The 25621-nt window shown below is 34.9% G+C and carries 23 protein-coding genes; 7 read left to right on the forward strand and 16 right to left on the reverse strand.

The window, feature by feature from the left end:
• Positions 1-567: 567 nt before the first annotated feature.
• Positions 568-1425 carry a PhzF family phenazine biosynthesis protein gene (locus tag BTOYO_RS02335; RefSeq protein WP_000704337.1) on the forward strand — a complete coding sequence of 286 codons (858 nt, stop codon included), beginning with the start codon at positions 568-570 and terminating at the stop codon, positions 1423-1425.
• Positions 1426-1692: 267 nt separating this feature from the next.
• Here the strand turns inward: BTOYO_RS02335 and BTOYO_RS02340 are convergent, their stop codons facing one another.
• From BTOYO_RS02340 to BTOYO_RS02360, 5 genes are all read right to left on the reverse strand, one after another.
• Positions 1693-3171 (reverse strand): DHA2 family efflux MFS transporter permease subunit, encoded by a 1479-nt coding sequence (locus BTOYO_RS02340; RefSeq protein WP_000005107.1) that lies wholly within the window; start codon positions 3169-3171, stop codon positions 1693-1695.
• Positions 3172-3809: 638 nt separating this feature from the next.
• Positions 3810-4805, reverse strand: coding sequence for a D-cysteate sulfo-lyase (gene cuyA / locus BTOYO_RS02345; protein WP_001046631.1), 996 nt, complete (start codon positions 4803-4805; stop codon positions 3810-3812).
• Positions 4806-5160: 355 nt separating this feature from the next.
• Positions 5161-6393 carry a DUF4073 domain-containing protein gene (locus tag BTOYO_RS02350; protein ID WP_000754301.1) on the reverse strand — a complete coding sequence of 411 codons (1233 nt, stop codon included), beginning with the start codon at positions 6391-6393 and terminating at the stop codon, positions 5161-5163.
• A 197-nt stretch (positions 6394-6590) separates the two neighbouring features.
• Positions 6591-8132, reverse strand: coding sequence for a serine hydrolase domain-containing protein (locus BTOYO_RS02355; protein WP_000797443.1), 1542 nt, complete (start codon positions 8130-8132; stop codon positions 6591-6593).
• A 211-nt stretch (positions 8133-8343) separates the two neighbouring features.
• The gene (locus BTOYO_RS02360; RefSeq protein WP_073990643.1) at positions 8344-9264 is read right to left on the reverse strand and encodes a class I SAM-dependent methyltransferase; all 921 of its coding nucleotides are present in this window, start codon (positions 9262-9264) and stop codon (positions 8344-8346) included.
• Positions 9265-9477: 213 nt separating this feature from the next.
• On the opposite strand from BTOYO_RS02360, the gene BTOYO_RS02365 reads away from it, so the two are divergent.
• A complete protein-coding gene (locus BTOYO_RS02365; RefSeq protein ID WP_000826965.1) occupies positions 9478-10059 on the forward strand; it encodes an ATP-binding protein in 582 nt (193 codons plus the stop codon).
• A gap of 150 nt (positions 10060-10209) precedes the next feature.
• Positions 10210-11322, forward strand: coding sequence for an LPXTG cell wall anchor domain-containing protein (locus tag BTOYO_RS02370; RefSeq protein ID WP_000851012.1), 1113 nt, complete (start codon positions 10210-10212; stop codon positions 11320-11322).
• 64 nt (positions 11323-11386) lie between these two features.
• Here the strand turns inward: BTOYO_RS02370 and BTOYO_RS02375 are convergent, their stop codons facing one another.
• Complete coding sequence (locus tag BTOYO_RS02375) at positions 11387-12058, reverse strand: ABC transporter ATP-binding protein (protein ID WP_000202590.1); 672 nt, start codon at positions 12056-12058, stop codon at positions 11387-11389.
• Positions 12058-13122 (reverse strand): ABC transporter permease, encoded by a 1065-nt coding sequence (locus tag BTOYO_RS02380; protein ID WP_023440986.1) that lies wholly within the window; start codon positions 13120-13122, stop codon positions 12058-12060. Before BTOYO_RS02380 ends, BTOYO_RS02375 begins: the two co-directional genes overlap by 1 nt.
• Positions 13123-13307: 185 nt before the next feature.
• Here BTOYO_RS02380 and BTOYO_RS02385 point away from each other — a divergent pair, with 185 nt between their 5' ends.
• Entirely contained in the window at positions 13308-13931 is a 624-nt protein-coding gene (locus tag BTOYO_RS02385) for an ArsR/SmtB family transcription factor (RefSeq protein ID WP_000805791.1), read from the forward strand.
• 69 nt (positions 13932-14000) lie between these two features.
• Positions 14001-15260, forward strand: a complete 1260-nt coding sequence (locus tag BTOYO_RS02390) for an MFS transporter (protein ID WP_000353376.1) — start codon at positions 14001-14003, stop codon at positions 15258-15260.
• A gap of 151 nt (positions 15261-15411) precedes the next feature.
• Here the strand turns inward: BTOYO_RS02390 and BTOYO_RS02395 are convergent, their stop codons facing one another.
• The 6 genes from BTOYO_RS02395 to BTOYO_RS02420 form a co-directional block, all read right to left on the reverse strand.
• The gene (locus BTOYO_RS02395) at positions 15412-15882 is read right to left on the reverse strand and encodes a DinB family protein (protein ID WP_000831966.1); all 471 of its coding nucleotides are present in this window, start codon (positions 15880-15882) and stop codon (positions 15412-15414) included.
• Between the two features lie 199 nt (positions 15883-16081).
• Positions 16082-17458 carry a sensor histidine kinase gene (locus BTOYO_RS02400; protein WP_000839532.1) on the reverse strand — a complete coding sequence of 459 codons (1377 nt, stop codon included), beginning with the start codon at positions 17456-17458 and terminating at the stop codon, positions 16082-16084.
• Position 17459: 1 nt separating this feature from the next.
• Positions 17460-18137, reverse strand: a complete 678-nt coding sequence (locus BTOYO_RS02405; protein ID WP_000781961.1) for a response regulator transcription factor — start codon at positions 18135-18137, stop codon at positions 17460-17462.
• Positions 18138-18318: 181 nt separating this feature from the next.
• Entirely contained in the window at positions 18319-19158 is an 840-nt protein-coding gene (locus BTOYO_RS02410; protein WP_000747488.1) for a YitT family protein, read from the reverse strand.
• Positions 19159-19510: 352 nt separating this feature from the next.
• On the reverse strand, positions 19511-19780 hold the full coding sequence (locus tag BTOYO_RS02415) for a 2TM domain-containing protein (RefSeq protein ID WP_000438987.1): 270 nt from the start codon (positions 19778-19780) through the stop codon (positions 19511-19513).
• 179 nt (positions 19781-19959) lie between these two features.
• Positions 19960-20601 (reverse strand): F0F1 ATP synthase subunit alpha, encoded by a 642-nt coding sequence (locus BTOYO_RS02420; RefSeq protein WP_000525532.1) that lies wholly within the window; start codon positions 20599-20601, stop codon positions 19960-19962.
• A gap of 289 nt (positions 20602-20890) precedes the next feature.
• Here BTOYO_RS02420 and BTOYO_RS02425 point away from each other — a divergent pair, with 289 nt between their 5' ends.
• Positions 20891-21922: a S66 family peptidase gene (locus tag BTOYO_RS02425; RefSeq protein WP_000905852.1), complete on the forward strand. Its 1032-nt coding sequence runs from the start codon at positions 20891-20893 to the stop codon at positions 21920-21922.
• Positions 21923-22116: 194 nt separating this feature from the next.
• On the forward strand, positions 22117-22512 hold the full coding sequence (locus BTOYO_RS02430) for a DUF3224 domain-containing protein (protein ID WP_000454076.1): 396 nt from the start codon (positions 22117-22119) through the stop codon (positions 22510-22512).
• 200 nt (positions 22513-22712) lie between these two features.
• On the opposite strand, the gene BTOYO_RS02435 is transcribed toward BTOYO_RS02430, so the two are convergent.
• From BTOYO_RS02435 to BTOYO_RS02445, 3 genes are all read right to left on the reverse strand, one after another.
• Complete coding sequence (locus BTOYO_RS02435) at positions 22713-23090, reverse strand: hotdog family protein (RefSeq protein ID WP_000776365.1); 378 nt, start codon at positions 23088-23090, stop codon at positions 22713-22715.
• Between the two features lie 86 nt (positions 23091-23176).
• Positions 23177-24424 carry a DUF1015 domain-containing protein gene (locus BTOYO_RS02440; RefSeq protein ID WP_001063057.1) on the reverse strand — a complete coding sequence of 416 codons (1248 nt, stop codon included), beginning with the start codon at positions 24422-24424 and terminating at the stop codon, positions 23177-23179.
• Between the two features lie 13 nt (positions 24425-24437).
• Positions 24438-25610 (reverse strand): 3-phosphoglycerate dehydrogenase family protein, encoded by a 1173-nt coding sequence (locus BTOYO_RS02445; RefSeq protein ID WP_000490244.1) that lies wholly within the window; start codon positions 25608-25610, stop codon positions 24438-24440.
• Positions 25611-25621: the final 11 nt, after the last annotated feature.

Genomic DNA, 25621 nt, shown 5'->3' on the forward strand with positions numbered 1-25621 from the left:
CAAATAGCGGGATAAAATATCCCATTCAATAAAGAGAAGATAGCAAGTAATCGCCTGGGATAAAGATATGTAATTGATTACCTTATTTTATCTTTTCCCTAACTATTCATGATTATGATATTGCTTATAAGGTTGGTAATCTAAGTTGTTTGTTGACATTAGATTTATAACTTGCAGAAAAAAATACTAACTTACAATGAAGCGAATTATTATAATTGGAGCATTATAATGTTGGTGTTAAAAGATAATCTAAAAACTCCCCACATATTTTGATCACACTTTATTTTACAGCTACAGTTGCACTACATATCCGTCAAGCTAAGAAAAGCGAATACCCAAAACAAAGAAGTTGATGAGCTTAAGATTGTAGTATTTGGAAAGCCCATAGTTTTTAATGTCCAGTCAAACAAATACGATAAGTAATGTTTGACTAGTGAAACTATTTCCAGAGAGTTCAGATGCTAAAAAATAGTTTGTCTCTTGCTTTATAGTAAATTTATCCAACAACATTTATACGTAGTGCTTTCCATGCTACAATTTACTATAAGTGAGGAAAGAAGGTGTCTTATGAAAATATCCGTTTATGTTGCAAGTGCATTTAGCAAGGATCATAAAGGCGGAAATAAAGCAGGAGTGGTATTTATGGAGAATACATTGACCACTACTCAAAAAATGGCAATAGCCAAACAACTGGGCTATGCGGAAACCGCATTTATATCAGAATCTGAAATTGCTGATTATAAAATTGAGTATTTTACACCAAAAGAAGAAGTTGATTTATGTGGGCATGCCACAATTGGCTCTTTCACGATACTGATGCATTTAAATAAACTTTTCAAGAATCGCTATACGATTGAAACGAACAGCGGTGTTCTTACTATTACCATAAAAGAGGACATCATATTCATGGAACAAAACGAACCGATATTCTATGATGTTATATCTCCAAATGAGTTTATCGACTGCTTTGACATTAAAGATATAGACAATAAATACCCAATTCAAATTGTCTCCACGGGCTTAAAAGATATTTTAATTCCTATAAAAAGCGAAACACAATTACATACAATGCAACCTAATTTTGAAAAAATTAAAGAAATCAGCAAGTATTATAATGTTGTCGGGATGCATCTATATACTTTTAATGACAATCGAATTATATGCAGAAACTTTGCTCCACTATACGATATCAATGAAGAAGCAGCGACTGGAACTTCAAACGGTGCATTAGCTTGCTACCTTTATAAACAGCACTACTTGCAAAAAGAAGTCTATGTATTTGAACAAGGTTATTCTTTACACTCGCCTTCCGAAATATTAGTTAAATTAGCAACCAATAGCAAGAATGAAATAGAAAAAGTTTATGTTGGCGGCAAAGGATATTACTGTGAAACTAAGTGTTTACATGTAGAAAATATTGAGTGAAAATAAAAAAACACCGCATAAAAAGCTTGAGAAGGATAGAGAAATAGATAAAAAGCAAACACATTATTTAATTGAACAATGTGTTTGTCTTCAATCTGAAAGGATCTGATATGAATATCAGATCTTTTTTACTATATGTAATTATTTCACTGGTTCTTTTCCAGCTTTAAATACCGGCGCCTTAGCAGCGGAAATTTAGATTTCTTCATATTCGAACTAATAAGCAAAAAAACTTGTAGGAATCATTAGCAAGAGTTTTGTTTTGCTCTAACGATTTAACCTATCGACTGCTTCCGCACTTGTATCTACACGTTTAACGAAAAAAACTAATAGCAGTGCAACAACATTCATGCCAAGCGCTACATAGAATGAATGCTGAATTCCGGACAATAAAGCCTTCTGAGTTACTATTGCCTTCGTAGCTGCTGTGAAGGTTGTTGGATCTACATCAGACATTAGACTTTCAGCTTTTGTTGTTGTTACAGAATTCATAATCGTAACAAGAATAGCAGTACCAATCGAACCGGACACTTGTTGAGCTGTATTATTAACAGCCGTACCGTGCGGATTTAAGCGAGTCGGCAATTGATTAAGACCATTTGTCATAAGTGGCATCATCACCATTGCCATCCCAAACATCCGCAGTGTGTAAATAAGAATAATATGTGTGTGACTAGAGTCAATTTGCAGGTTTGCCAACATATAAGTTGAAACAGCTGTAATGGAAAGTCCTACTATGCCAAGAATCCGAGGGCCATATTTATCAAATAGTTTACCTGTAATTGGTGACATAACCCCCATTATTACCGCACCCGGAAGCATCATCAGCCCAGAGTTCAGCGGCGAAATACCACGGACGTTTTGTACATAAGCTGGTGTTAAAATCATACCTGAAAACATGGCCACCGCATTGACAATTGCAATTACAGATGCAAGTGCAAACATTGGGTACTTGTAAACACGTAAATCCAATAACGGTTCATTCATTTTTAATTGACGGATAATGAAAGCAATTAGGGCAATAGCGCCTATGATTAAAGTTGTTACGACAACTGTATCCATCCAACCATCGGAGCTTGCAGAACTGAATCCATATAACAAACCGCCAAAACCGACAGAAGATAATAGCAATGAGAGATAATCAAGTTTTGCATTTTTATTTTGTTTCATGACATTTTCAGATTTCCAAACCCCTAATAGTAAGCTAATGATTGCTAATGGTAAAATCATTTCAAAAAGCAAACGCCAGTCATAATACTCTACAATATAACCTGATAGTGTCGGTCCAATTGCTGGAGCTGTAATCATAACTAGTCCAAAAATCCCCATTGCTGTTCCCCTTTTTTCTCTCGGAAAGCTTACTAGCATAATATTCATTAACAAAGGTCCCATAACTGAAGAGCCTGCCGCTTGAACCATCCGACCAGTAAGTAATAAACCAAAGTTCGGTGCTACAGCCGCTAAGGTAGTCCCAAGAATAAAAATCACCATAGATGTAATAAATAAGCTCCTATTTGAGAAGCGGGTTATTAAAAATGCTGATGCCGGAATTAATATACCACTAACAAGCATATATCCTGTAGAAAGCCACTGGATCGTTGAATAATCTTGAATGTCTAAATCTTTCATTATTGATGGCAAAGCTACATTTAAAAGCGAGTTATTTAGAAATGAAACAAAGGCCCCAATAAAAAGAATTACAAGCATTAAATATGGTGGTTTTCTTTTATGTAATGTTTCACTCATATATTTGTTTGCTCCCTCATTATAAATTTCATTGATTCGTTTAAATCGTTTGCATATCTGCACAAGAATACTTTATCCTTGCAGTATTTTGCCAAACTCTTCGAATAGATATTCTCTTTTTAGCAATTCCCTTTTCTCACCATAACATTTTAAATCTTCTTTATTGACTAAATCCTTTATACACATGTGAATAAGATTTTGAAGGAATATATAAATGAACTTTTTTTGAAAATGACAAAATATTTAAGTAGACCACATAAAACGATCAATCTTTTTTATAAAAATGTAAAGAATCTAAAATTAAAACCCAAACATTTTGATTAAATTGTTTGGGTTTCTTCTATTTATAAAGTCAATATTTGTAGCAATACTTTAATCAAACTAACACCTATAACTTTTTAAAACTTATTGAATTTATCACTTGCTAATCTAGTAATAAAATACTGAACATCAAACAAAACAGTAGCAAGCAGAACGAACTTTATACATACTAGGGCCCATCTCATAATATTTTTAAACAATCGATTATAACGATATCCGAATCATTTTACATTTGAACCCATGTAATCCACTTCTCACCTTCTAACAATTCCGCTATATAACAAAAAAAAGCATTGGATACCCAATGCTTTTTACACTTACGCAAATAGAGATGTGTTCGCATATAAAGCTGGCGAGCCACCTGAATGTACGAATAAAATGTTATCTTCTTTATTAAATGTACCTTTTCTAATTAAGTCAATTAGTCCCGCTACTGCTTTACCTGTATACACTGGATCAAGTAAAATACCTTCAGTTTTCGCAAGTAACTGTACTGCTTCAACCATTTCTGGTGTTGGTAAAGCGTATCCTGGTCCTACATATTCATCAAAGCATGTAACGGCTTCGCGTGAAATAAAGTTTGGGATACCAACGTGAGCTGAAGTTTCATCTACAAGTTTTGCTACTTTCTCTTCTTGCTCAGCTTTTCCTCTACTTACGTTAATTCCGATTACAGGAATCTGGCTTTGCGTTCCAGAAAAACCAGTAATTAAACCAGCATGCATACCCGCGCTACCACTTACACAAACAACTGTACTGAAATCAATTCCTTGCTCGAATGATTGCGCCATAATTTCTTGCGCACAAGCAACGTATCCCATTGCGCCAGTAGGGTTTGATCCACCAACTGGTATTACATATGGTGTACTACCTTTTTCACTTACTTCTTTTGCTACTTTCTGCATCTCTTCCATAAGATCTGCTCCGTTTGGTACAACAATTACGTTTTCAGCACCTAATAAGTGATATAAGAAATAATTTCCGTTAAAGTCTGGCTTCTCTTCTGGCTCAAGCCCTTCCTCTAATACAAGGATACATTTCATTTTCTCTTTTACCGCAGCTGCCAGTGTCAGGCGGCAATGATTAGACTGAATACCACCTGCTGTAATTAACGTATCTGCACCCTTTTCCTGTGCATCCGCAACTAGAAATTCTAACTTTCTCGTCTTATTACCGCCAGCTGTTAAACCAAGTAAATCATCTCGTTTAAAATAAATAGTCGGCCCACCAAGTACTTCAGAAAAATTGTTTAACTTTTCAATTGGTGTATATGATTCTGTATATTTTTTTCTCGGGAATTTAGCTAAATTCATTGTAACGCTCCTTTTGTACTTCTTTCACAATATATGTAACGATACTATTATTACATGTAAAAATGATGAAGTCACCTTTCTGGGTTAAAAATGTATTAGAATTTCATTTTGATAAGTAAAACCGTATTAATGATTTTAACTTAATTACGGTACATGAAATTTATATCAACGATTTTTTAAATATATCGTTCATTACTTACAATATATCAACGGTTTTTCAAATATATCGATCGTAACTTGCAATATATCAACGATTTTCTTAATATATCGATCTATCGACAAAAAACGACAGACAAGCACCCATTTCTCATCAACAAAAAAAGAGCCCACACATTCAAATGCGGACTCCCTCCAATCACTTATTTACCGAAAAACGAAGTAACTGCGTTAATCCCGGCTCTAAATTCATTTCACCTTTATGACGTACGTATACAGTTTTATCTCCATCAAAATTCGGAGGATTTGCTTTATTATACGTATACCACTCATTCGTTCCTTCTATAGAGTACTCCATGTATTCAGTTGCACCGGCAATTACGTTTTTACTATCATCAGCTGTTACATCTGGTGCCATTTGCGCAACTTTTGAATCACTAACTAATAATTTCTTAATATCCTTATCACGTTTATAATCGTAAGCCGTTACGACAACATCGTTACCGTATGCTTTCACTTGCAGTCCTTGTTTAAATGAATATCCATCAGGAGCAGTTTTCTCTCCACCATTTGGTCCTGCTGACATCCAGCCTGTTTCAATCCCGCCTGTATTTACAACAGTGAAACCTTTTTCATCTCCGCCTTTAATTTTCTTTTTACCAGCCCAGTCAGGTAAGTTTAAATCCCAATGCGTATGACTCGTGAAGAAAACAACTTGCGGATAGTCTTTTAATATATCATACAATTTATCCACGTTTAAATAATCTTGTAAATATGGTGATTGTTTCGATCCGGATACCGTATCAGGTAAAACGTGATGAGAGAAAATGAAAATTGGTTTATTTTTATCTTTTTGACTATACTCTTCTAAATTTTGTTTAAGCCAACCTAATTGCTCATCACTCATATATACTTCGTCCCACATTTTTGAATCGTGGTATTTCATATATTTTTCAGTTCCTAAAAATAAAAGCGGATAACCGTCTAATTCTTTTTTATGATATACCTTTTCTTGCCCACTGAACTTCAGATAACGGTTAAATAGCGTTTCCTCAGTTACACCATTTGGCCATGTATTTTGAGAAAGTTTCCCATCAGCTGTCCATTTCCCAGCATAAAACTCATGATTCCCAACAGTTGACCATACATTTTCCGGATGTTTATTTTTGTTTAACACACGCTTCACATCATCATATTGTGACTGCTGTCCAGTTGGCGTTATATCCCCATTCATAATAAGCGCTCTAGAAAGTGGCGTCACTTTGCTCATATCTTTTAACACGTGATCAAAGTCCCCTAAATCCCCTTGAATATCACTAATAACGTTAAAAGTTGTAGCTGATTTTCGGACTTGCTCTTTCCCTTCCGCATGCACTGAAAACGTCGGTAATAATGCTGCCATAACTGCTAACGAAGCAACTGTCTTTTTCATACAAATTCTCCCCCTAATAATAGAATGTACAAACTGACATATTCTGCTTTCTCTTAGGTGCTTGTCCAATTCATATTATAGGGAGAGATTGTAAAGGCTAATGGAGTGAAAAATTAATTGTTTTTTAAGAGATTTTGTCTTTTCATTGCACTCCACAATTCGAGATTCGCGCCAATCTAGCTTTCTAGCCTTTAACATTACATACATGTAAATTTTGATGTTAAATCTTTTCGTTTCATACGTTGTTTTTTATTACTTTTAATTTTCGGGAAAAATCCACTAATTAATAATGTTATAATCCATACCATTATTAGAATAAAATTTATTGTATTACCGGAATTCAAGCTGAAAACTCTCCACAAATAGGCAGCACAAAATACGAGGATAGCAGTAATAATAAGTAAAAATGTCCTAACTACTAATCCGATGTAGGATCTCTTCTCTTGCTTAAAAATGAAAGTTCTTCTACCTTTGTACAATCTAATCACAAATAGCAGCAAATATAAACCAAGTGTGGCTCCAATAACAATTGATGTAATAGAGTTGTTTTTTCTCTGCTCAGCTAGAGAGAAGTAACTTTCAGGTAATTTTCCCGTTTCATATTCAATCCATGCGTGGTAAATATCCTGTCGTAAGTCTATACCACCTTCACCATTTGTAAGGATTACCAATCCATCCTTTGTATTAGGAATGAAACCATAAAAAGAATGCCAGCCTCGATTGTCACCAGAATGATAAAGTAATTTCCATTGATTAGATAGTTTTTTTTCAAATATACCTAAACCATTCTCCCCTAATACTAGCTTTTGCATTTCTTCAACATGTTCACTTTTGATGACACCATTCCCCTTATTATTTGCATCCATGCTTGCAAGTATCAATGTCATCATATCCGTAACATTTGTCTTAAGACCTGCAGCAGCCTGTTCGGTAAATTGGTAACTAGGGAGCTCCTCTCCAAAATATCCATAAGCTTTCGAAAGGTTATGGTTTTCAGGACGTTGTAAGAATGAACTAGATTTTATTCCTAAAGGTTTCATAATTTGTTCTTCCATATAACGATCAAACGGTATTCCGGTAACCTCTTCAATTACAAGTTGTAAAATTGTATATCCGCCACCAGAGTAAATTGTTTCTGAACCTGGTTTATTGGTAACCTCCACTGGTTCATTAAGCCATCCTTTTCCAGACAGAGATTCCTCAATAGAGTCAAGATGTTTCCCTGGTGCAACCCCGAGGTATCCTTTATGTGCAGACAGCCCTGCTGTATGACTTAACAATCTTCTTATCGTGACTTCATTATTATTAAACTCTGAATTAGGTAATTTCCATTTGGTCAAATATTTTCCAACGGGATCATCTAGTAATAAACGTCCTTCATCTACAAGATGCAAGATTCCCCACGCTGTAAGGCTTTTAGATATAGAACCAGCTTGAAACAATGTATCATCACTCACCGCTTTTTTTGTCTTTTTGTCTACATAACCGTAGTTAAGTGTATAAGCAATACGCCCCTCATGTACGATACCTATTGCAACCCCTGGTACCTCATAATTCTCCTGCCATTTTGGTACCTGTTCATCCATCTTTTTTTTGAAATTCTCTATACTTCTATTAGTCAACGTGCCCGATTCTGCCCTCACCACATTTGTAAACCATGCTTCATTCATAATGAATATACAAATCATTAAACATAAAATACTTTTGCATATTATCGATGCTTTTTGTCTATTCTTCATTTGCTACACCCCTTTTTTTCAGAATATTCTACCCATCGATTAGAATATCCCATTCTAATATCCTATTCTATCGATTTTTATTACTTAACCTTACAAAATTGTAATAAAAATCAAAGTTCTACATACTTAGGGGTTTTACTGTTCTTTATTCGAGGGCAGGAAATTTAATACAAAAAAGACACAGAGATTCCTCCCCATGCCTACTAATTTCTTACCTTTTCACCACATGCACATAATGTACCGTCTCAAAAGCTTCTAAATAATCGTTTCTTCCTTCAAAATACAATTTATTTATGTCCACTGGTGATAAGTGCTCATAAATGAGTAAGCCCGACTTTTCTAACAGTGCTTCTATTTCGGTATAAGAAAAACATGATTTCATCGGTTCTCCGCCTACCGCAGCCATTTTCACCATGTTTTCAACTCGATTGGACAACCCTTTTTCTATAAATAAGTTTTCATCAGGATAATCGAAAACGATGGAACTCCCTGCTGGAACCAAATCGAATAAACATTCTATTAAACTGGAAAGTTCCTCTTTCGTTAAATAGTACGTAACACCTAAAAGGCTAAAGAAAGTCTTTTTATTTTCAAATCCTTCATTGCGTAACTGTTCATAGGAAAATCCTTTCGTAAAATCCATGGAAACAAAATGAAGGTTATTTGGAATTTCAAATTCTGCCTCTTTCACTCTTATTTTCTTAAACGCTTGCGTAGAAGGGTGATCCACTTCAAATATTTCTATTTTATTTTCTAATTCTCGGTGCCTAAAGCTAAACGTGTCCAAACCTGCACCGAGTATGACATATTGTTTTGCTCCTAGTGTAATTTCATGTAGTAATACCTTTTCACAATATGCTGCACGTGCTAAAGGTGTTGGTGATAACTGAACTTGTGTAATCCATTTTAATATTTCTTTCGGATTATCTTCAAACTGCTCTGCAATATCTTTATTGAAAAAATGTATTCCTTGAACCATATTCATTTCAATATTGTTACGTTCTTTTTGTGAAAGAAAATCTTTAGCTACATAATCATCAAAGATTTTAGGACTATCAAACTCACTATGATATGCCCTTCCAAAAGCTGATACTAACGACGTTACACTTGCTTCACCTTGTTTCACGCACATACACTCCTTCATTTTCACAACAAAAATAGGGTCCCCCTGGCCAGGAGAACCCTATTATACACTTTATTTTTATATTGGTAAATTATAGCATAAATAAGTTTTTTTATCAAGTTTTCAGCTCGCCCTCACTCTAGCAATTTGTGTATCTTCTAGCAGGAATACTCCTTCTCGCATAGAATATTCCAGTTTATAACAGTACCAACGGAGGCTGTCATGAAAAGATTAGTTATCATTACAGTAGGGAAAACCCACAGCGAAAAAACTACATTCGCTAGAGCGCTAGAAAAAGAGTTACGTAACTCTTTCATAATGGATCAAGACAACCAAGCTGCATTTATTAACACGCATTATAAAAAATTACAGCCGACTGAAGGGCCAAATACACTAAAGCATGGTCTTTCAAAATTCATTGTTGATTATGCAAAAGCATATACAAATTTACACCTTATCATTTGTAATTCCAATCGCAGTAAAAACAGAAGAGTATATTTACTAAATGAATTATTTCCACAAAACGAATATATACGCATATTAGTCCATTTTGACATTCCTGTTGATGTCCTATATAAAAGAGTGGCTCATAGTAAACGAAGTACAAATATTTTTAGGGGTAACTATTCTAGTTTCAAAGAAATGCTCAATCGCCAACAGGCTAAATCACTGCATGAGGATACAATAGATCCTATAGAAAACGAGGCTGATCATTTGTTTATTATTCGCAATAGTAAGGATGTAAACCTTAGTATAGAAGAAATTGTTCATCTTGCTGAAGATTTGTCCCCTCCCCCTAAATAAGAGATTTTAAAAATTACATATTCTTAGATTAATATGTAAATACTTCCTCTAGTCACCGCACATGGTATATAATAATAAAATAATCTACTTCTATATGCTCAATTCTACACAAAACAGCTCATGCATATGAAAGAAAAGAGGTACAAAAATATGAAAACAAAACAAACAATCGCTGCGTCTACACTAGCTTTAGCTATGATTGCAGGCGCAAACTCGGCCCATGCGGAAGTAAATGATACTACTCCACAGCAAAATACAGGAGATCGATTAGCTGAAATTAAGCAACATAGACAAGAGTTAGATGCGAAATTACAGCAGCACAAAGAAAATGTGGATCAAACATTAAATGAACTTAACCAAGTTAAGGAAAATGTTGATACTAAGGTGAATGAACTACATGAACGTAAGCAAGTTGCTGATGAAAAAATTAACGAAATGAAACAACATAAACAAGAGTTAGATGCAAAACTTCAACAAGACAAACAAATCGTCGATGAGAAAATCAATGAGATTAAAGAGCATAAGAAACAAGTAGATGATAAAGTTGCTGAAGTAAAAGAACATAAGCAAAATATCGATAACAAGGTTAATGAGATTAAAGAACATAAACAAACTGTCGATGAAAAAGTGAATGAAATTAAGCAACATAAAGAGAACATTGATCAAAAGGTTAATGAACTTAAGGAAGTTAAAAAACAAGTAGATGAAAAATTAGCTGAGTTAAAGAAAGCGAAACAAACTGCTGAGGACAAACTTGCTGAGTTAAAAGAAAACAAGCCGAATACTGGGAATACGTTAGAGGAACTTAAGAAAATTAAAGGCAATTTAGATAGTCTTTCCGCTAACTTAGAACTAGCTAAACAAGATGTGAAAAATAAGCTAGCTGAATTACAAAAGGCTAGACAAGACTTACTAAATAAAATTAACGAAATTAAACAAGCGAAACAAACTGTTTCAGACGATTTAACAAAGAAAAAACAAGACTTAGATATTAAAATCAACGACTTTAAACATACTGAGAAAAAAATTGATGACAAATTAGCTGAGGTACATACAACGAAGCAAAATGTTGATAACAAAATTAATGAAATATCACAATCGAAACAAACGCAAGCAGATAATAGTACTAAAAACAATAACGCTAGAGAACTTCCTAACGCTGGTAGTGAGCAATCAAATAATATGGCTTTAGGTATGTTATCTGTATTAGGCAGCGTTTTATTAGTAACACGAAATAAAATTAAAACGTTATTCTCAAAATAAAGCCATTATACTTATTAAAAACAATTATACAAAGGCCAACCGCATGTGCGGTTGGCCTTTTTCTTTATATTAACTGTCCATCTCTAAGCGTCAATATACGATCACATACATCAAGCATTCTTTCATCATGTGTAATCATAATAGCTGCTTTTTGGCTCTCTTTCACTTCACGTTTCATCATTTCAACGACTTCACGTGCACGTTTTGAGTCTAAGCTTGCCGTTGGTTCATCTGCTAGTATTAAATCTGGGTTGTTCATGAACGCACGAGCGATTGCCACCCTTTGTTTTTCTCCACCAGATAGTTGATTTGGATAATGATTTTTTCTTTCTCCTAATCCAAATGCCGCTAATAGGTGATCCGCACGCTTTTCAGACTCTTGTTTGTTGTCTTTTTTCAGCTTTGCAATATAAAGTAACTGTTCTTTCACATTTAAATACGGAACAAGGTTTGCGAACTGGAAAATGAAACCGATCTTTTTCAAACGTATATCTGTCATTTCCTTTTCGGATAACTGCGTAATATTTTGTTCACGAATGTATATATCCCCTTTTGACGGCGATAATAAAGCACCCGCAATTGATAATAACGTACTTTTCCCTGATCCAGAAGGACCGACGATTCCGATAAATTCTCCAGCTTTCACATCAAGCGATATCGGATGAAGGGCTGTTACTTCTGTATTCCCTTCTCCGTACACTTTACTTACTTTGTCTAATTTTAATAATGAAGTCATTACATCCCGCCTCCAATCGCTTCTAATGCATCAACTTTTAATACTTGATATAACGAAATAAGTGTTCCTAAAATACTAATGACGATAAAGATTGCTGCATATTGTGCAATCATCGGTGTTGTTAATAAGAACGGCATACCTGCTGGTAAAATTTGTTCTAATCCTTGTACAAGAACAATACTGATTACCATCGCAACGACTGATAAGAATAACGCCTGCACGACTAAGCTATTTGCTAAATACGAGTTCTTAGTACCGATTGCTTTTAATACGCCTAATTGCTGTGTTTTTTGCAACGTAATGACGTAGAAGAATACACCGATTAATAACGCAGCGATAACAAGTAAGAATGCAATGATCATCGTTAATGTTCCTTGCTCTTCTTTAAATCCTGGAATACTTTGCAGTACTTCTTTTTTATCGATAACGTGAGCATTTTTAATCTCTTTATCTGTATTCAGCGCAATTGCACTATAATCTTTTTGGTTTGGTTGTGAAATAGATCCCCATACATCTTCATTTACATATACAACTGGTGTATGGCTAAACATTTGATCTTTCGTAAATCCAACGATTGTAAATTCTTTCTTTGAAACAGGATCAATAATTGTATCTCCAATATCGATTCCTTTTTCTTTAATCGTTTCATCAGCAACCATTTCGTTATTTGCTGTGCCTAATTTCTCACCTTTTACAATGTTCGGCTCTAAAAATGAATCACGTTCACTTGAGAAAATAGCAACGTCCACTTTTTTCGAACTATCTTTCTTTTCATACGTTGAAACTTTCACACGAAACGGAACTGCCTCTTTCTCGCCTACTTGATTTACTACGTTATCTACATCATCTTTCTTAATTTGTGAACGAAGTAATTTATTTTCCGCATCATCTGCTAAAACGAACTTGTTTGCCTCCATATTTTGAATCGATGAAGCATTATCATATGATAGTCCATTTGCTAATCCTGAAATAACAAGAACTAAAAATGATAATAACACCATAATCAGTCCGATTAATCCGTATCTTAATTTTGATTGTTTTAATTCACGCAGAGCTAAAAACATTTCGCTCGCTCCTTCCTCTTTCTTTCTATGCACTTATCATAAAAAAGAAATATGAACGGAATATGAACAGAAGATTACAGAGATTAAGATTTAATTTTCAGAAAGTATTGAAAATATTTGGAATCCTTGATACAATTCAGTCAAATAATCTTGACCGAGTAATTTTATTAAAGGAGTTGATCATTTTGAAGCCCGTATTAACACTCACTACTTATAGCCAACTAAAAGCATTAAGCGATCCACTACGTGCCGAAATGATGATACGTCTATGCGAACGTCCTTATACTGGACAATTACTATCTGAGAAATTCGGCATTTCAAGGGCGAAAATTCATTATCATTTAAAAGAATTAGAAAAGAATGGTCTTATAGAGATTGTTTATACAGAAGAAAAGAATGGCATTGTTCAAAAGTTTTATCAATCTGTCGCTAAAGGCTTCACCCCTGCCACAGATCTATTACCTCATTTAGAAATATTAAGCGAATCAGGTCGCCAAATCTTTTTACAAATGATAGAAAGAACGAAAAGCCAAATTCTCGCTGCACCAGAGGAAGCTTTTACATTACGAAATGCAAGTGAAGACCCAGCTAAGTGGAATTACGTTTCATCTTGCTGGGAATTTGATGCTACGCCAGAACAATTTCAAGTGTGGGTAAAAAGGTTTTATGAATTGATGGCTGAATTAAGCGAAATTACAAAAAGTGCAGATAAAGATCCGAATAGTAAACCTTATTATATTTCTACTACTGCACTTCAAATTGCTGAGAGAACAATGCACCAATTTATTAAAGAAGAAGAAAAATCGTAATACGATTTTTTTTACTGAGACGGTCAAATTTATTTTACCGAATAAATTTATTATAAAGGAGTAGATTAAATGGACATATTAAAAAACCGGAATTTCCTCTTATTATTTTTAGGGAGAATTTTTACAAACATAGGAGATAGCTTGTATTATGTAGCAGCGATGTGGCTCGTATATAGGCTAAGTGGCAATCCTTTTTATTCTGGATTAGCTGGTTTCCTTACGTTATTACCTTCTGCATTACAATTTCTTACCGGTCCATTCGTTGATAGATGGTCAATAAAAAACACCCTCGTCATCACACAAGTTTTGCAATGCATTCTTATTTTAATCATTCCTATTACACACTACTTCGACCTATTAACAGTCCAATTACTACTCATCATCATGCCCATCGTAGCCTTTATCGAACAATTCGCCTATCCCGCACAATCGAAAGCTTTACCACTTCTACTGAATAAAACACAATTATTAAAAGGAAATTCACTCTTCTCATTTGCGTATCAAGGCATCGATTTAATTTGTACAACTCTTTCTGGCATATTAGTAGCACTACTAGGTGCCATTACTTTATATGTGATCGACTCTCTTACATTCGCGATTACTGCCCTTTTATTTTTTTCATTAAAAATGCCAAAACAAACCGAAACGGGCACATCACTATCAACTAAGCAATATTTCTCTGATTTAAAAGAAGGTTTTTCAATCGTCTTCCGTTCATTAATGAGCGTATTCTTAATCGGTTCAGTAGTCGCTAATTTTTCAATCGGTATGACGATGGCCATACTCCCTTCTTTCGCTGATTCTTTAGGAGGCGTGAAATCATATGGCTTCTTCTTAGCTGCTATATCAGCAGGTAGTCTCATTGGTGCATTATTCAGTTCCTGGGTTGGCAAACGTAATGTTGGCCATGTCTCTATTATTGGCTTTGCGACTGGCGCTATCTTTTGGTTTCTCTCTACAATCGTACCGTTTCAATGGCTATCTATTCTCTTATTCGGCCTAGCTTGGATTCCAATTGGAGCCACGAACATATTATTCGCGACAATTAGTCAAATTGTAATTCCAAATCAATATATTGGACGTATCAATTCAGTGATGCGAAGTATGGGCACAATCGCTATGCCGTTCGGTTCTCTAATTGGTGGATATACGGCAAATGTATTTAGTAGCCAACTCATTTTCGCACTCGCTAGTATCGGAATTTTATTCATTTCTCTTGTATGGCTGCTTCATCCGAAATTACGGGCTTTGCCGAAAGCTGATGAGATTACAACGGATACTTTTGGGGTTCGGTTTAAGGAAGAGCGCGGGAAAGGTGCGGCTTTATAGCAAACCAAACATAACCCCGTTCTAAATTGGGGACGGGGTTAAAAATATAGTTATTTCATTTTGGATGTAAAATACTTCACTAAAAATATAACAATAAAGTCGTTTGAATATCTAAATTTTATTCAACAATAGCACCAACTTAAAACGGCAGTTAACGCTTTGATGGCCAAGCACTCTGCATTTTCCTTAATTGAATAATTTGTCCTGTATGATAAGCATCGTGAAGCATAATATCCAGTAACTTACCCTCAAGTGAATTTTGTTCAAGTTCTTTTTCAGAAATTGCACTTAATACCTGTCTTAAATTACATTGAGCATTTTCAGAACGTTCAACGACCTCCTTCCATTCCTTATCACCATTAGATTGCTTAGTAAGATAAAAGGTTTCATCACCGTCGAGATTATGTGTCCATTCACGGCCTTCCAAGTTTGCAGCAAGTCTCTCTTTGTAATAAATAAGATGATTAACGTTCTCCCAAATGGTTTTCATTCCCTCTCCAGATGGTTTCCACATAGCCTGTTCGGCTGTAAGTCCTTCTATAGCATGTTTAAACGGTGCATACCAACTCTCTTTATCGAATGTTGAATCTAGTGCGTTTAATAACACGTCAACTCGTTTCAAAGTAATTTCCTCCCTAAATAGTTAAAGTTTCAATAAAATCCTTATAACTCTGTAGAGATTCTACATTTTCAAATAAACTTCCTCCTAATCTTATTCCACAAACAAGTCCAATTATAGAATAGGATTACTCATATTTTTTCACTTTACATGTAGAATAACGGACAAAAAAGAAGAGGCGTTCGCAAACAGCCTCTTCCATCTATTTCGGAAGTTCAACCCGAACAGTCGTCCCTTCCCCTTTCGTACTATACACCGAAACTGTCCCTTTATGCAGTTCAACAATTTTCTGCACGATTGATAATCCTAAGCCACTACCTTCTACATTTCTTGCCCTTGCCGTATCTACTTTATAGAAACGATCAAAAATACGATCCATTCCTTCTTTTTCCATACCGATTCCGTTATCGGATATAGAGATTATAACGCTAGACTCTAACTCTTCGACAAAAAACTCAACCGTCCCACCATCATTTGAAAACTTAATGCTATTCGTAAAAATATTACTCCATACTTGATGAAGTAAATTTTCATCACCTTGTATTGTAATGTCTGGTACATCAAATTCAACGGCAATATCTTTTTCACGCCATTTCCATTCGAGCATAAAAATGACGTCTTTAATTTGCTTTTGTAGATTGAATTCTTTTATTTGTAATACTTTTTCTTCTTTATCTAAAGAAGCTAGCGTAAGTAACTGTTTACATAAACTAGACATTCGCTTACTTTCGCCCTCGATAATTTGTAAGTAATGGTTTCTTTCTTCTTCACTCATCTTTTCTGTTTGCAATGTTTTCGAAAATCCTTGTATGGAAGAAAGCGGCGATTGAAATTCATGCGAAACGTTCGAAACGAATTCTTGTCTCATTTCATCTAATTCTTTTATACTTTTCGTCATCTTTTGGAAGCTTGTAGATAACGTTCCTATTTCATCTTTTCGTTTTACGTCTAATTCAATTTCATATTCGCCACTTGCAATTTTTTGCGTAGCTTTCGTAAATTTACGAATTGGGCGAACGATATATCCTGCTGCAATCGCAATAAAAATAATACTTAATAGAACGATAAAACCAAGTAAAACCGCTAAGAAAATTCTCATTTCACCAAATTGTTGCTGAATGTCAGGACGAATAAATAAAGCGTATTGTTTATCACCGTGTTTTAACGGTACACCGACACTATTAATTAATTCATTATCGAAGAATCCTGTAATAAAGAGCCTCGTTGGATATGTGGAAACACCATTAAACGTTTCCCCCTGCAATACTTTACGAACCGTATCATCACTTATCGTTATTTTACGAAACGCGTTGCCGATACGCTTTCCATTCATTTGGTCGTCTACAATATAAATTTCATACCCTAACTTCGCAATAGATTGTAAATAATCATATTTATTTTCTTCATTTTGCTTTTCATATAACGATTTAACTTCCTCAGCATAGTTTAAAATCTTTTCACTATTATACGGTTTTAACTTCACTTGATAATATACATTCGTTAATAAAAAACCGATAATACTACTAAGAAGCATAATACCTACTGTCATAAAAACGAATCTAGAATATAGTGATTTCATTTTATTTCAACTCCAACTTATAGCCGAGTCCGCGCACTGTCGTAATTTGAAAATCATCTGTTCTTTTTGAGAAACGATCTCGTAGTCTCTTCACATGAACGTCAACCGTTCGTTCGTCCCCTTCGAAATCCATTCCCCATACTAATTCAATTAACTCTTCTCTTGAAAATGTTCTTCCAGGATAACTAGCTAATTGCGATAATAATTCAAATTCCTTCAGCGGAAGCAAAATCGTTTGACCGTTACACTTTACTTCAACACCTTTACGATCAATTGTCGTCCCGTGAAGTGTAATAATGTCTGCACTCAACATTTGATAACGGCGCAACAAAGCTTTCATTCGAAAAATGACTTCAGCTGGCTCAAACGGTTTTACAATATAATCGTCCGTACCAGAAATGAATCCTTTTTCTTTATCAACTAACTGATCTTTCGCAGTTAATAAAATAACCGGTATATCATGATACTTCCGGATTTCTTCACATAACGTATAGCCATCAACAAACGGCATCATAATGTCTACTATCGCAAGATGAATATTTTCCTTCTCTAAAACGTCTTGCGCTACCTTTCCATCTTCCGCTTCAAAAACTTTAAACCCCTCTTTTTGTAAATGGTAATGCAATAATTCTCTAATATGCTTATCATCATCAGCTAATAAAATATGTATCATCTTCATTAAACCCTCTCTCGTTCATCCTTCTACATCCTTACATTAAGAAACAATTGGATTTTTTGCAAGAAAAAGAAAAACAAACCAACATTTTAAGATAAATAAAAAAGAATCTATTTTGAAAAAAGATTATTCAAAATAAATTCTTACGTTTTAGTATTAAGATTATTTTAATGAAAAGTAATTTCTATGCTTTAGAAATATCAACAAATCCTTCTCCGAACACATCACGAACATCGTGTATAGCGATGAACGCAGCCGGATCTGTAGTTTGAACAATCCGTTTTAGCTTCACTACTTCTTGCTTATTAATAACAACATAAAGAATTTCCTTCGGAGTTTTCGTGTAATAGCCATGACCTGAGTACACAGTAACCCCTCTGCCCATTAAGGTAGTTACCTTCCCGGCAATTTCATTCGGGTTATCAGAAATAATCGTAATGGCTTTCTTCGGATTTAAACCTTCAATTACAAACTCCATCACTTTCGTTGCTACATATAGCATAATAATTGTTATCATCAGTTTTTCTGCACCAATGATGAAATAAGATGAAAACGCAACAATTAAATCGAAGAACAGTAAACCATAGCTAATGCTCCATCCTAAATATTTATGCGTCATCCTTGCTAAGATAGTAGTACCTGCAGTTGTTCCGCCAACGCGAATAATAAGGCCAATCCCGCACCCAATAAATATTCCTCCGAAAATGGCATTTACGAGCATTTCATCAGAAGCAATCGTCCAACCTTCTGTTAAATGAAGAAATAGCGAGTTCGTAACTACAGCGATAATCGTATAAATTGTTGTGATCTTGTTTAAAAATTTATAACCAGCTATTAACAAAATCGCATTTAAAATTAAGTTGACTAAACCTGGTGACCACTCAAATAAATAGTACGTAATAATCGTGATACCTGTTACCCCGCCCTCACCAAACTCGTTCGGGATAACAAACAAATTGACACCTAACGCAAAAAGAAATGCACCAATAATAATAAAAATAATGTCTGTCGTTCTTTTTTTCATACAGTACCTCACTTCTTATGTAAATATTTATTCTGCTATAAACTCTCACCATTATATCGTGGAATATTCAAATCGAACAGTGGTTTATTTTTATTTTAATATAGGGTAATAAATCAACTTTATCCTATATCCACATGTAATTTAAAAAGTAAAATAACTGTATTTATTATGTACTACAAATAAAGTTTTGATTTCACATGCAGTTCACCCTAAAAAATGTATATGAACACTCTCACTCGCACAAACTTCAAATACAAAGCAAATAGGCGAAGCTATAGAATAGACTTCGCCTCAAGCGTGTAATCATAGAGATTTATATGAGATTTTATATTCATAAATTCCAGAAATAAATTTACTTATCTTTCTCCATATATTCTTTAATCTTTCGTTCTTCCCACTCTTTTCCGAATATCCCAAATGGAAAAGTCGTCAATCCGTGTATAACGATACCAATCCCCCAACCTGCAAGTGGATATAAAAACCATAATTTACTTGAATCAGAACTTATATTTATAATAAAAAGCATTAAGTTCACTAGTATATAAACCGTTAAATGAATGTAAAATGCTTTTAAATTCTCCATTCTTTTTTTAGCTCGTAAATAAACATCATCTCGCTCCACCCTTAAACACCTCTTTCAATATTGTATTTTTAACCTTCGCTCCAGTGTTAACATCATATTCTAATCGGAAATCCAGTATTCTCAAAAAAACATAAAACAAAAAAGTACCCATCGAATTATCATACATATGATGATTCGATGGGTACTGCATGATACATTTGTTATTTACAAGCGTCTAATTAAGACCAAATCCAAACATCATCATTATTTTCAACGTCGCTCTTTACCTCATGAACTTTTTCAATGTTGTCCGTTGTGTTCCAGTTAATAGAACTTCCGCCCCATCCTACAAACTTCATATCAATTTTTACTTTCTCACCAGTATGAAATACTTGTCCCTTTGTTAAGAAAACGTCAATACTATCTTTCTTCCCATTTAGTGATGGATACTCAACTACGACATACTTAGTAGAACCGTCTCCCTCATCTTCCATCGTTCCTATTTTTGATACTTCGCCAATTACATAATCAGGTGAGCCATCTTCTTTCATGTGCATACCTAACTTGTTTGTTGTATTTTCAAATGCAGTTGCAACCATATATTCTGTAAAATTACGCATCATAGATCCAGTCGCTTTTACTTCGTCTCCTATTTTCACATTTGAAAGTGAATCCATATACACACTAACAGGCTCCTCATATTGCTTAGATTTCACAACAATTACACCGTTATCTACTTCTACTACTCGCCCTTCTAACGTCGAGAAATTTGACTCAATAGAAGCGGCACTCGCTTTTGATAGTTCTAATCCTGGTACATTCGTTCCTGATAATGCTGCGATACCTAAAGCACCTGCTAAAATTAATTTTTTCATACCCATATGTAACCTCTCCATTCATGATGATTTTATTTGTTTGATTGGCTAAGACCAACATGTAATCATTATAGTTACAGGTTATAAAAATAACAACCACTTTTCTCATGCAATGTTGCATACTGTAATTTTTAAATATAAATCGATTATTCCTATATTCAACACTACTGCTAAATTCTTGAATATCAGCAGGTAAACGGATTGATGATGAAGAAACTACTGTCATGCAGCATATTTTTCAATGCTACGGTTTGTATAATCGTAGTTCATTACATTATGTAGGGGCGGAATTCATATGTTAATAAAACCAAAGAGATTACAGGCAGGAGATATCGTAGCAACAGTAAGTGCTTCATGGGGAGGAGCGGGTGATTCTAAGCTAAGATGGCGTTATGAGCAAGGAGTAAAGAGATTAGAAGAAGTATTCGGGCTTACAGTTATCCCAATGCCAAATAGTTTAAAAGGTAGCGAATACCTTTATAACAATCCAGGGGCTCGTGCGGAAGATTTAATGACAGCATTTAAAGATACGCGTGTTAAAGCAATTATTACGAATATTGGTGGCGAAGATAGTATCCGTTTACTACCTTATATTGATTTTAATGTGATACGTGAAAATCCGAAAATCTTTATGGGGTACTCTGACGATACCGTGTCACACTTATTTTGTCATAAAGCAGGAATTTCCTCTTTTTACGGTCCAGCAATCTTAACCGATTTTGCTGAAAATATAGAGATGGATTCATATACGATTGAAACAGTGAATCGAACTCTCTTTTCAAATGAGATTATTGGTGAAATTCAACCAGCTAACGAATGGACGAGTGAGCGTTTAGAATGGATAGAAATAAATAAGGATACAAGACGTACGATGCAGCAAAACAACGGATATGAGGTCCTTCAAGGATCTAGGACTGTACGAGGGCGTTTAATTGGTGGTTGTATTGAAGTATTGGAATTCGTAAAAGGAACGGAACTTTGGCCTGAGAAAAAGCATTGGGAGAATAGTATTCTATTCTTTGAAACATCTGAAGAACATCCAGAACCAAATTATATAAAGTATTGGTTGCGAAATTATGCAGCGCAAGGCATTCTGCAAAAAGCAAAGGGAATCATCTTCGGTAAACCGAAAGACGAAACATATTATGAAGAATATAAACAGGCAATACTTAAGATTATGAAGGAAAATAATTTAGAAGATTTGCCGATTCTTTACAATTTAAATTTCGGCCATACCGAACCGAAGTTTATTTTACCTTACGGTGCGATGGCAGAAATTGATTGTGAAAATGGATCTTTCTCTATTTTGGAAAGTGGAGTGGAGTGAAACTTTCAATAAGTAAAGCCATAAGTTTTATAATTATGTTTTCCTGATCCTAGCGTATTTTTATTTTATTAGCTTGATAGCGATATGGCAGGACTCAAATCAATAAAAACACTCCTATGAGATATGACTGGGAATTGTTACTTTTTAAATGATATGGAGATTACTTATCTAATGATAAAGGGGGATTTACGTGTATGGAAGTAACATTTACAGTAAGGAAATGGGATGAAAAACCAATTGATGATACTAGAAAAGATTTCCCTATTAATATTGCCCATGTTGAATATGATATTGATGGGGAATTAAAAGGAAAAGCTTTTGTTGAATACTTATTATATTATTTAGACTCAAATATAAATGATGGTCACTTGGCTACTGCTAAAATTTCTGGATTTTTACACTTTGAAGGAATTTATAAGGGGCAACAAGGAACATTTACAGCTATAGAGCAAGGAATATTTGATAAAGGAAATTTAGATTCCCCAGGAACAATTATTAAAGCTACCGGTAACTTAGAAAGTCTGAGAGGGTCCTATAACTATCAGTTTACAGGTCAAACTAGTAAACTAATTTTAGAATTTGAAATTTAGCAAAATACCCTATAATTTAGTGGAAAGGACATTTCTTGTAATACTAAGAATGTCCTTTTTATTGACGAGCTTATCCAACTATTTTCTAATCGTTAAGAAAAGAACAGAGTATAATACATAAAATTTTCGTTATGGGTGGGAATTAAAACTCTAAGCCTGAGAGGCATGGGCTCCCACTTATTCATTACTTCTCCTACCAATTAAAGAATAATCCCTGAAAAACTCCCCTTCAATACTTCTTTTTCAAGTTGATTCATACATGTAAACATCGCAATAATCTTCGTACGATTTTTTTCATCGGGTTCAAATTTTTCAATTGTTACGTCACATCGAATCGTATCCCCACTAAAAACGGGACGTAAAAATTCAAAATCCATCTTGCGAGCTAATACGTTATAATCACCGCCAACTTTCGTAGGCAGTGTTGATGTTAAAAGTCCTTGTACAACAAATCGCCCTTGTTCATCAGGTGTAACATGATGAACTCCCTCATCCTTAGATACCTCTGTAAATAAAACAACATCTTCTCTTGTAAACGTTCGCTCAAAGGTGATTTTTTCGCCTACTTGCAATTTCATTGATACCCCTCCTCGAAAACACTTTTAAAATAAGAAAAACCGAAACTAAAAATCATTTCGGTTTTTCAATCTAAAGAAGTCTATATTTACTTTAAAGAATGTACAAACAACCCACTGCGCAGTTTCGGTTCAAACCACGTTGATTTTGGCGGCATGACTTCCCCAGCGTCTGCGATTGCTAATAAATCTTCCATTGACGTTGGATATAATACAAATGCTGCTTTATATGCACCGCTGTTCACAAGGCGCTCTAGTTCTTCTAACCCGCGTATTCCGCCTACAAAATCGACGCGTGAATCAGATCGCGGATCATGTATTTCAAGTACTTGGCTTAATAGATGGTCTTGCAGAATAGACACATCTAAACCTTTCACAAGGTCGTTCGCATCAAACGTTTCCTCTTTCACAGTGAGCTTATACCACTTCTCGTTTATATACATACCAAATGTTTTCGGCTCATTCGGTTTATACGGAGAAACATTTGCTTCTTCTACATAAAAATACTGCGTAATTTGCTTTAAAAACTGTTCCTCTGATAAGCCGTTTAAATCTTTCACAACTCGGTTATAGTCCCAAATTGATAATTCATCGTGAGGGAATAGAACGGATAAGAAGAAATTAAATTCCTCTTCTCCTGTATAATTCGGATTTTGTTCTCTTCGCATAAGTCCTACTTTTGCTGCTGATGCAGAGCGATGATGTCCATCTGCAATGTACAAGTTCGGAATATCTTCAAATGCGTTTATTAAAGTGGCAATTACACCTTCATCTGCAACCTTCCAAGCAACATGCTCAACGCCATCTTCTGCTGTAAATGTATAAATTGGCGCATGTTCTTCTTTCCAGCTGCTAATGAAACGTTTCACTTCATCTTTTTTACGGTACGTTAAAAAGATAGGCCCCGTATTTGCATCACACACATCAACGTGACGGATGCGATCTAATTCTTTTTCATGACGCGTTCTTTCGTGTTTTTTAATTGTATCATCATCATACTCATCAATAGATGTACAAACGACAAGTCCTGACTGCGTTCTTCCTTGCATCGTCAGCTCATAAATGTATAATGCTGGCTCCTCATCTTGAATGAACACTTCTTCTCGTATAAATTGCTTTAAATTTTCACCCGCTTTTTCATATACGCGATCATCGTACGGTGAAAGTGCCGGATCTAAATCGATTTCTGCTTTATCAACGTGTAAGAAAGAATACGGATTGCCTTTTACAACTTCTCTTGCCTCTTCACTATTTAATACGTCATACGGTAAAGCCGCAACTTGTGCTGCTTTTTCTTCTACTGGACGAATGGCCCGAAACGGTCGGATTTTTGCCAACTTCCTCTCTCCTTTACACAATCATTCGAACGGCTACAACACCTGAAATTTTGCTTATATTTTCCACAACATTCTCTTTAATTATATCATCAATTCCGTTATCAATATCAATCATTGTATACGCCCAAGAATGTTTACTACGATTAATCATATCCGCAATATTTATATGATGTTCTGCTAAACATCCTGTAATTTGTCCTACCATGTTCGGAACGTTTTGATGCATGATTGTAATACGTTTCTTTCCGATATACGGAAGTTCTACGTTAGGATAGTTGACTGAATTACGAATATTTCCTGTCTCTAAATATTCACGTAATTGACGTGCAGCCATTACTGCACAATTTTCTTCCGATTCAGATGTAGATGCACCAAGATGGGGCGTCGCTGTTACATTTTTCATCTTAATCACATTTTCATTCGGGAAATCCGTTACGTAATGTGTAATAACATCTTCTTCTAATGCTTTTTGAAGAACATTTTCATCTACAAGTTCCCCCCTTGAGAAATTGAATAGACGCATTCCTTTTTTCATCGTCTCTATAGCATGTTCACCAATAAGCCCCTTCGTTTGATTCGTAAGAGGAATATGAAGTGTAATATAATCACACGTTGCAAAAATTTCATCTAGGCTAAACGCTCTTTGCACATGTGTAGAAAGGCGCCAAGCTGTTTCAACTGAAATGTAAGGATCATATCCGACAACGTCCATTCCTAAAGCTAGCGCATCATTCGCGACTAAAGCACCAATTGCACCAAGGCCAATAACCCCTAGACGTTTCCCCGCAATTTCTGATCCAACAAATTGTTTTTTCCCTGATTCAACAAGCTGAGGTACTTCTTCACCCTCTAGATTTTTCGTCCAGCTTACTCCATTAATAATGTTACGTGAGGACATAATAAGACTTGCGATAATAAGTTCCTTTACGGCATTCGCATTAGCCCCTGGCGTGTTAAATACTACAATCCCCTTTTCCGTACATCGATCGACAGGAATATTATTTACACCCGCACCAGCTCTTGCAATCGCCTTTAAATCTTTTGAAAACTCTTCTTGATGTAAAGAATAGCTGCGAAGTAAAATGCCGTCTGGATGATCCATTCTATCCCCTACTTCATAGCGCTCTCCGCCAAGAACTTGCAAACCTTTTTCTGCAATTTGATTTAACGTTTGAACACGAAACATATCCCCATCTC

The organism is Bacillus toyonensis BCT-7112, from assembly GCF_000496285.1.
Taxonomy (GTDB): domain Bacteria; phylum Bacillota; class Bacilli; order Bacillales; family Bacillaceae_G; genus Bacillus_A; species Bacillus_A toyonensis.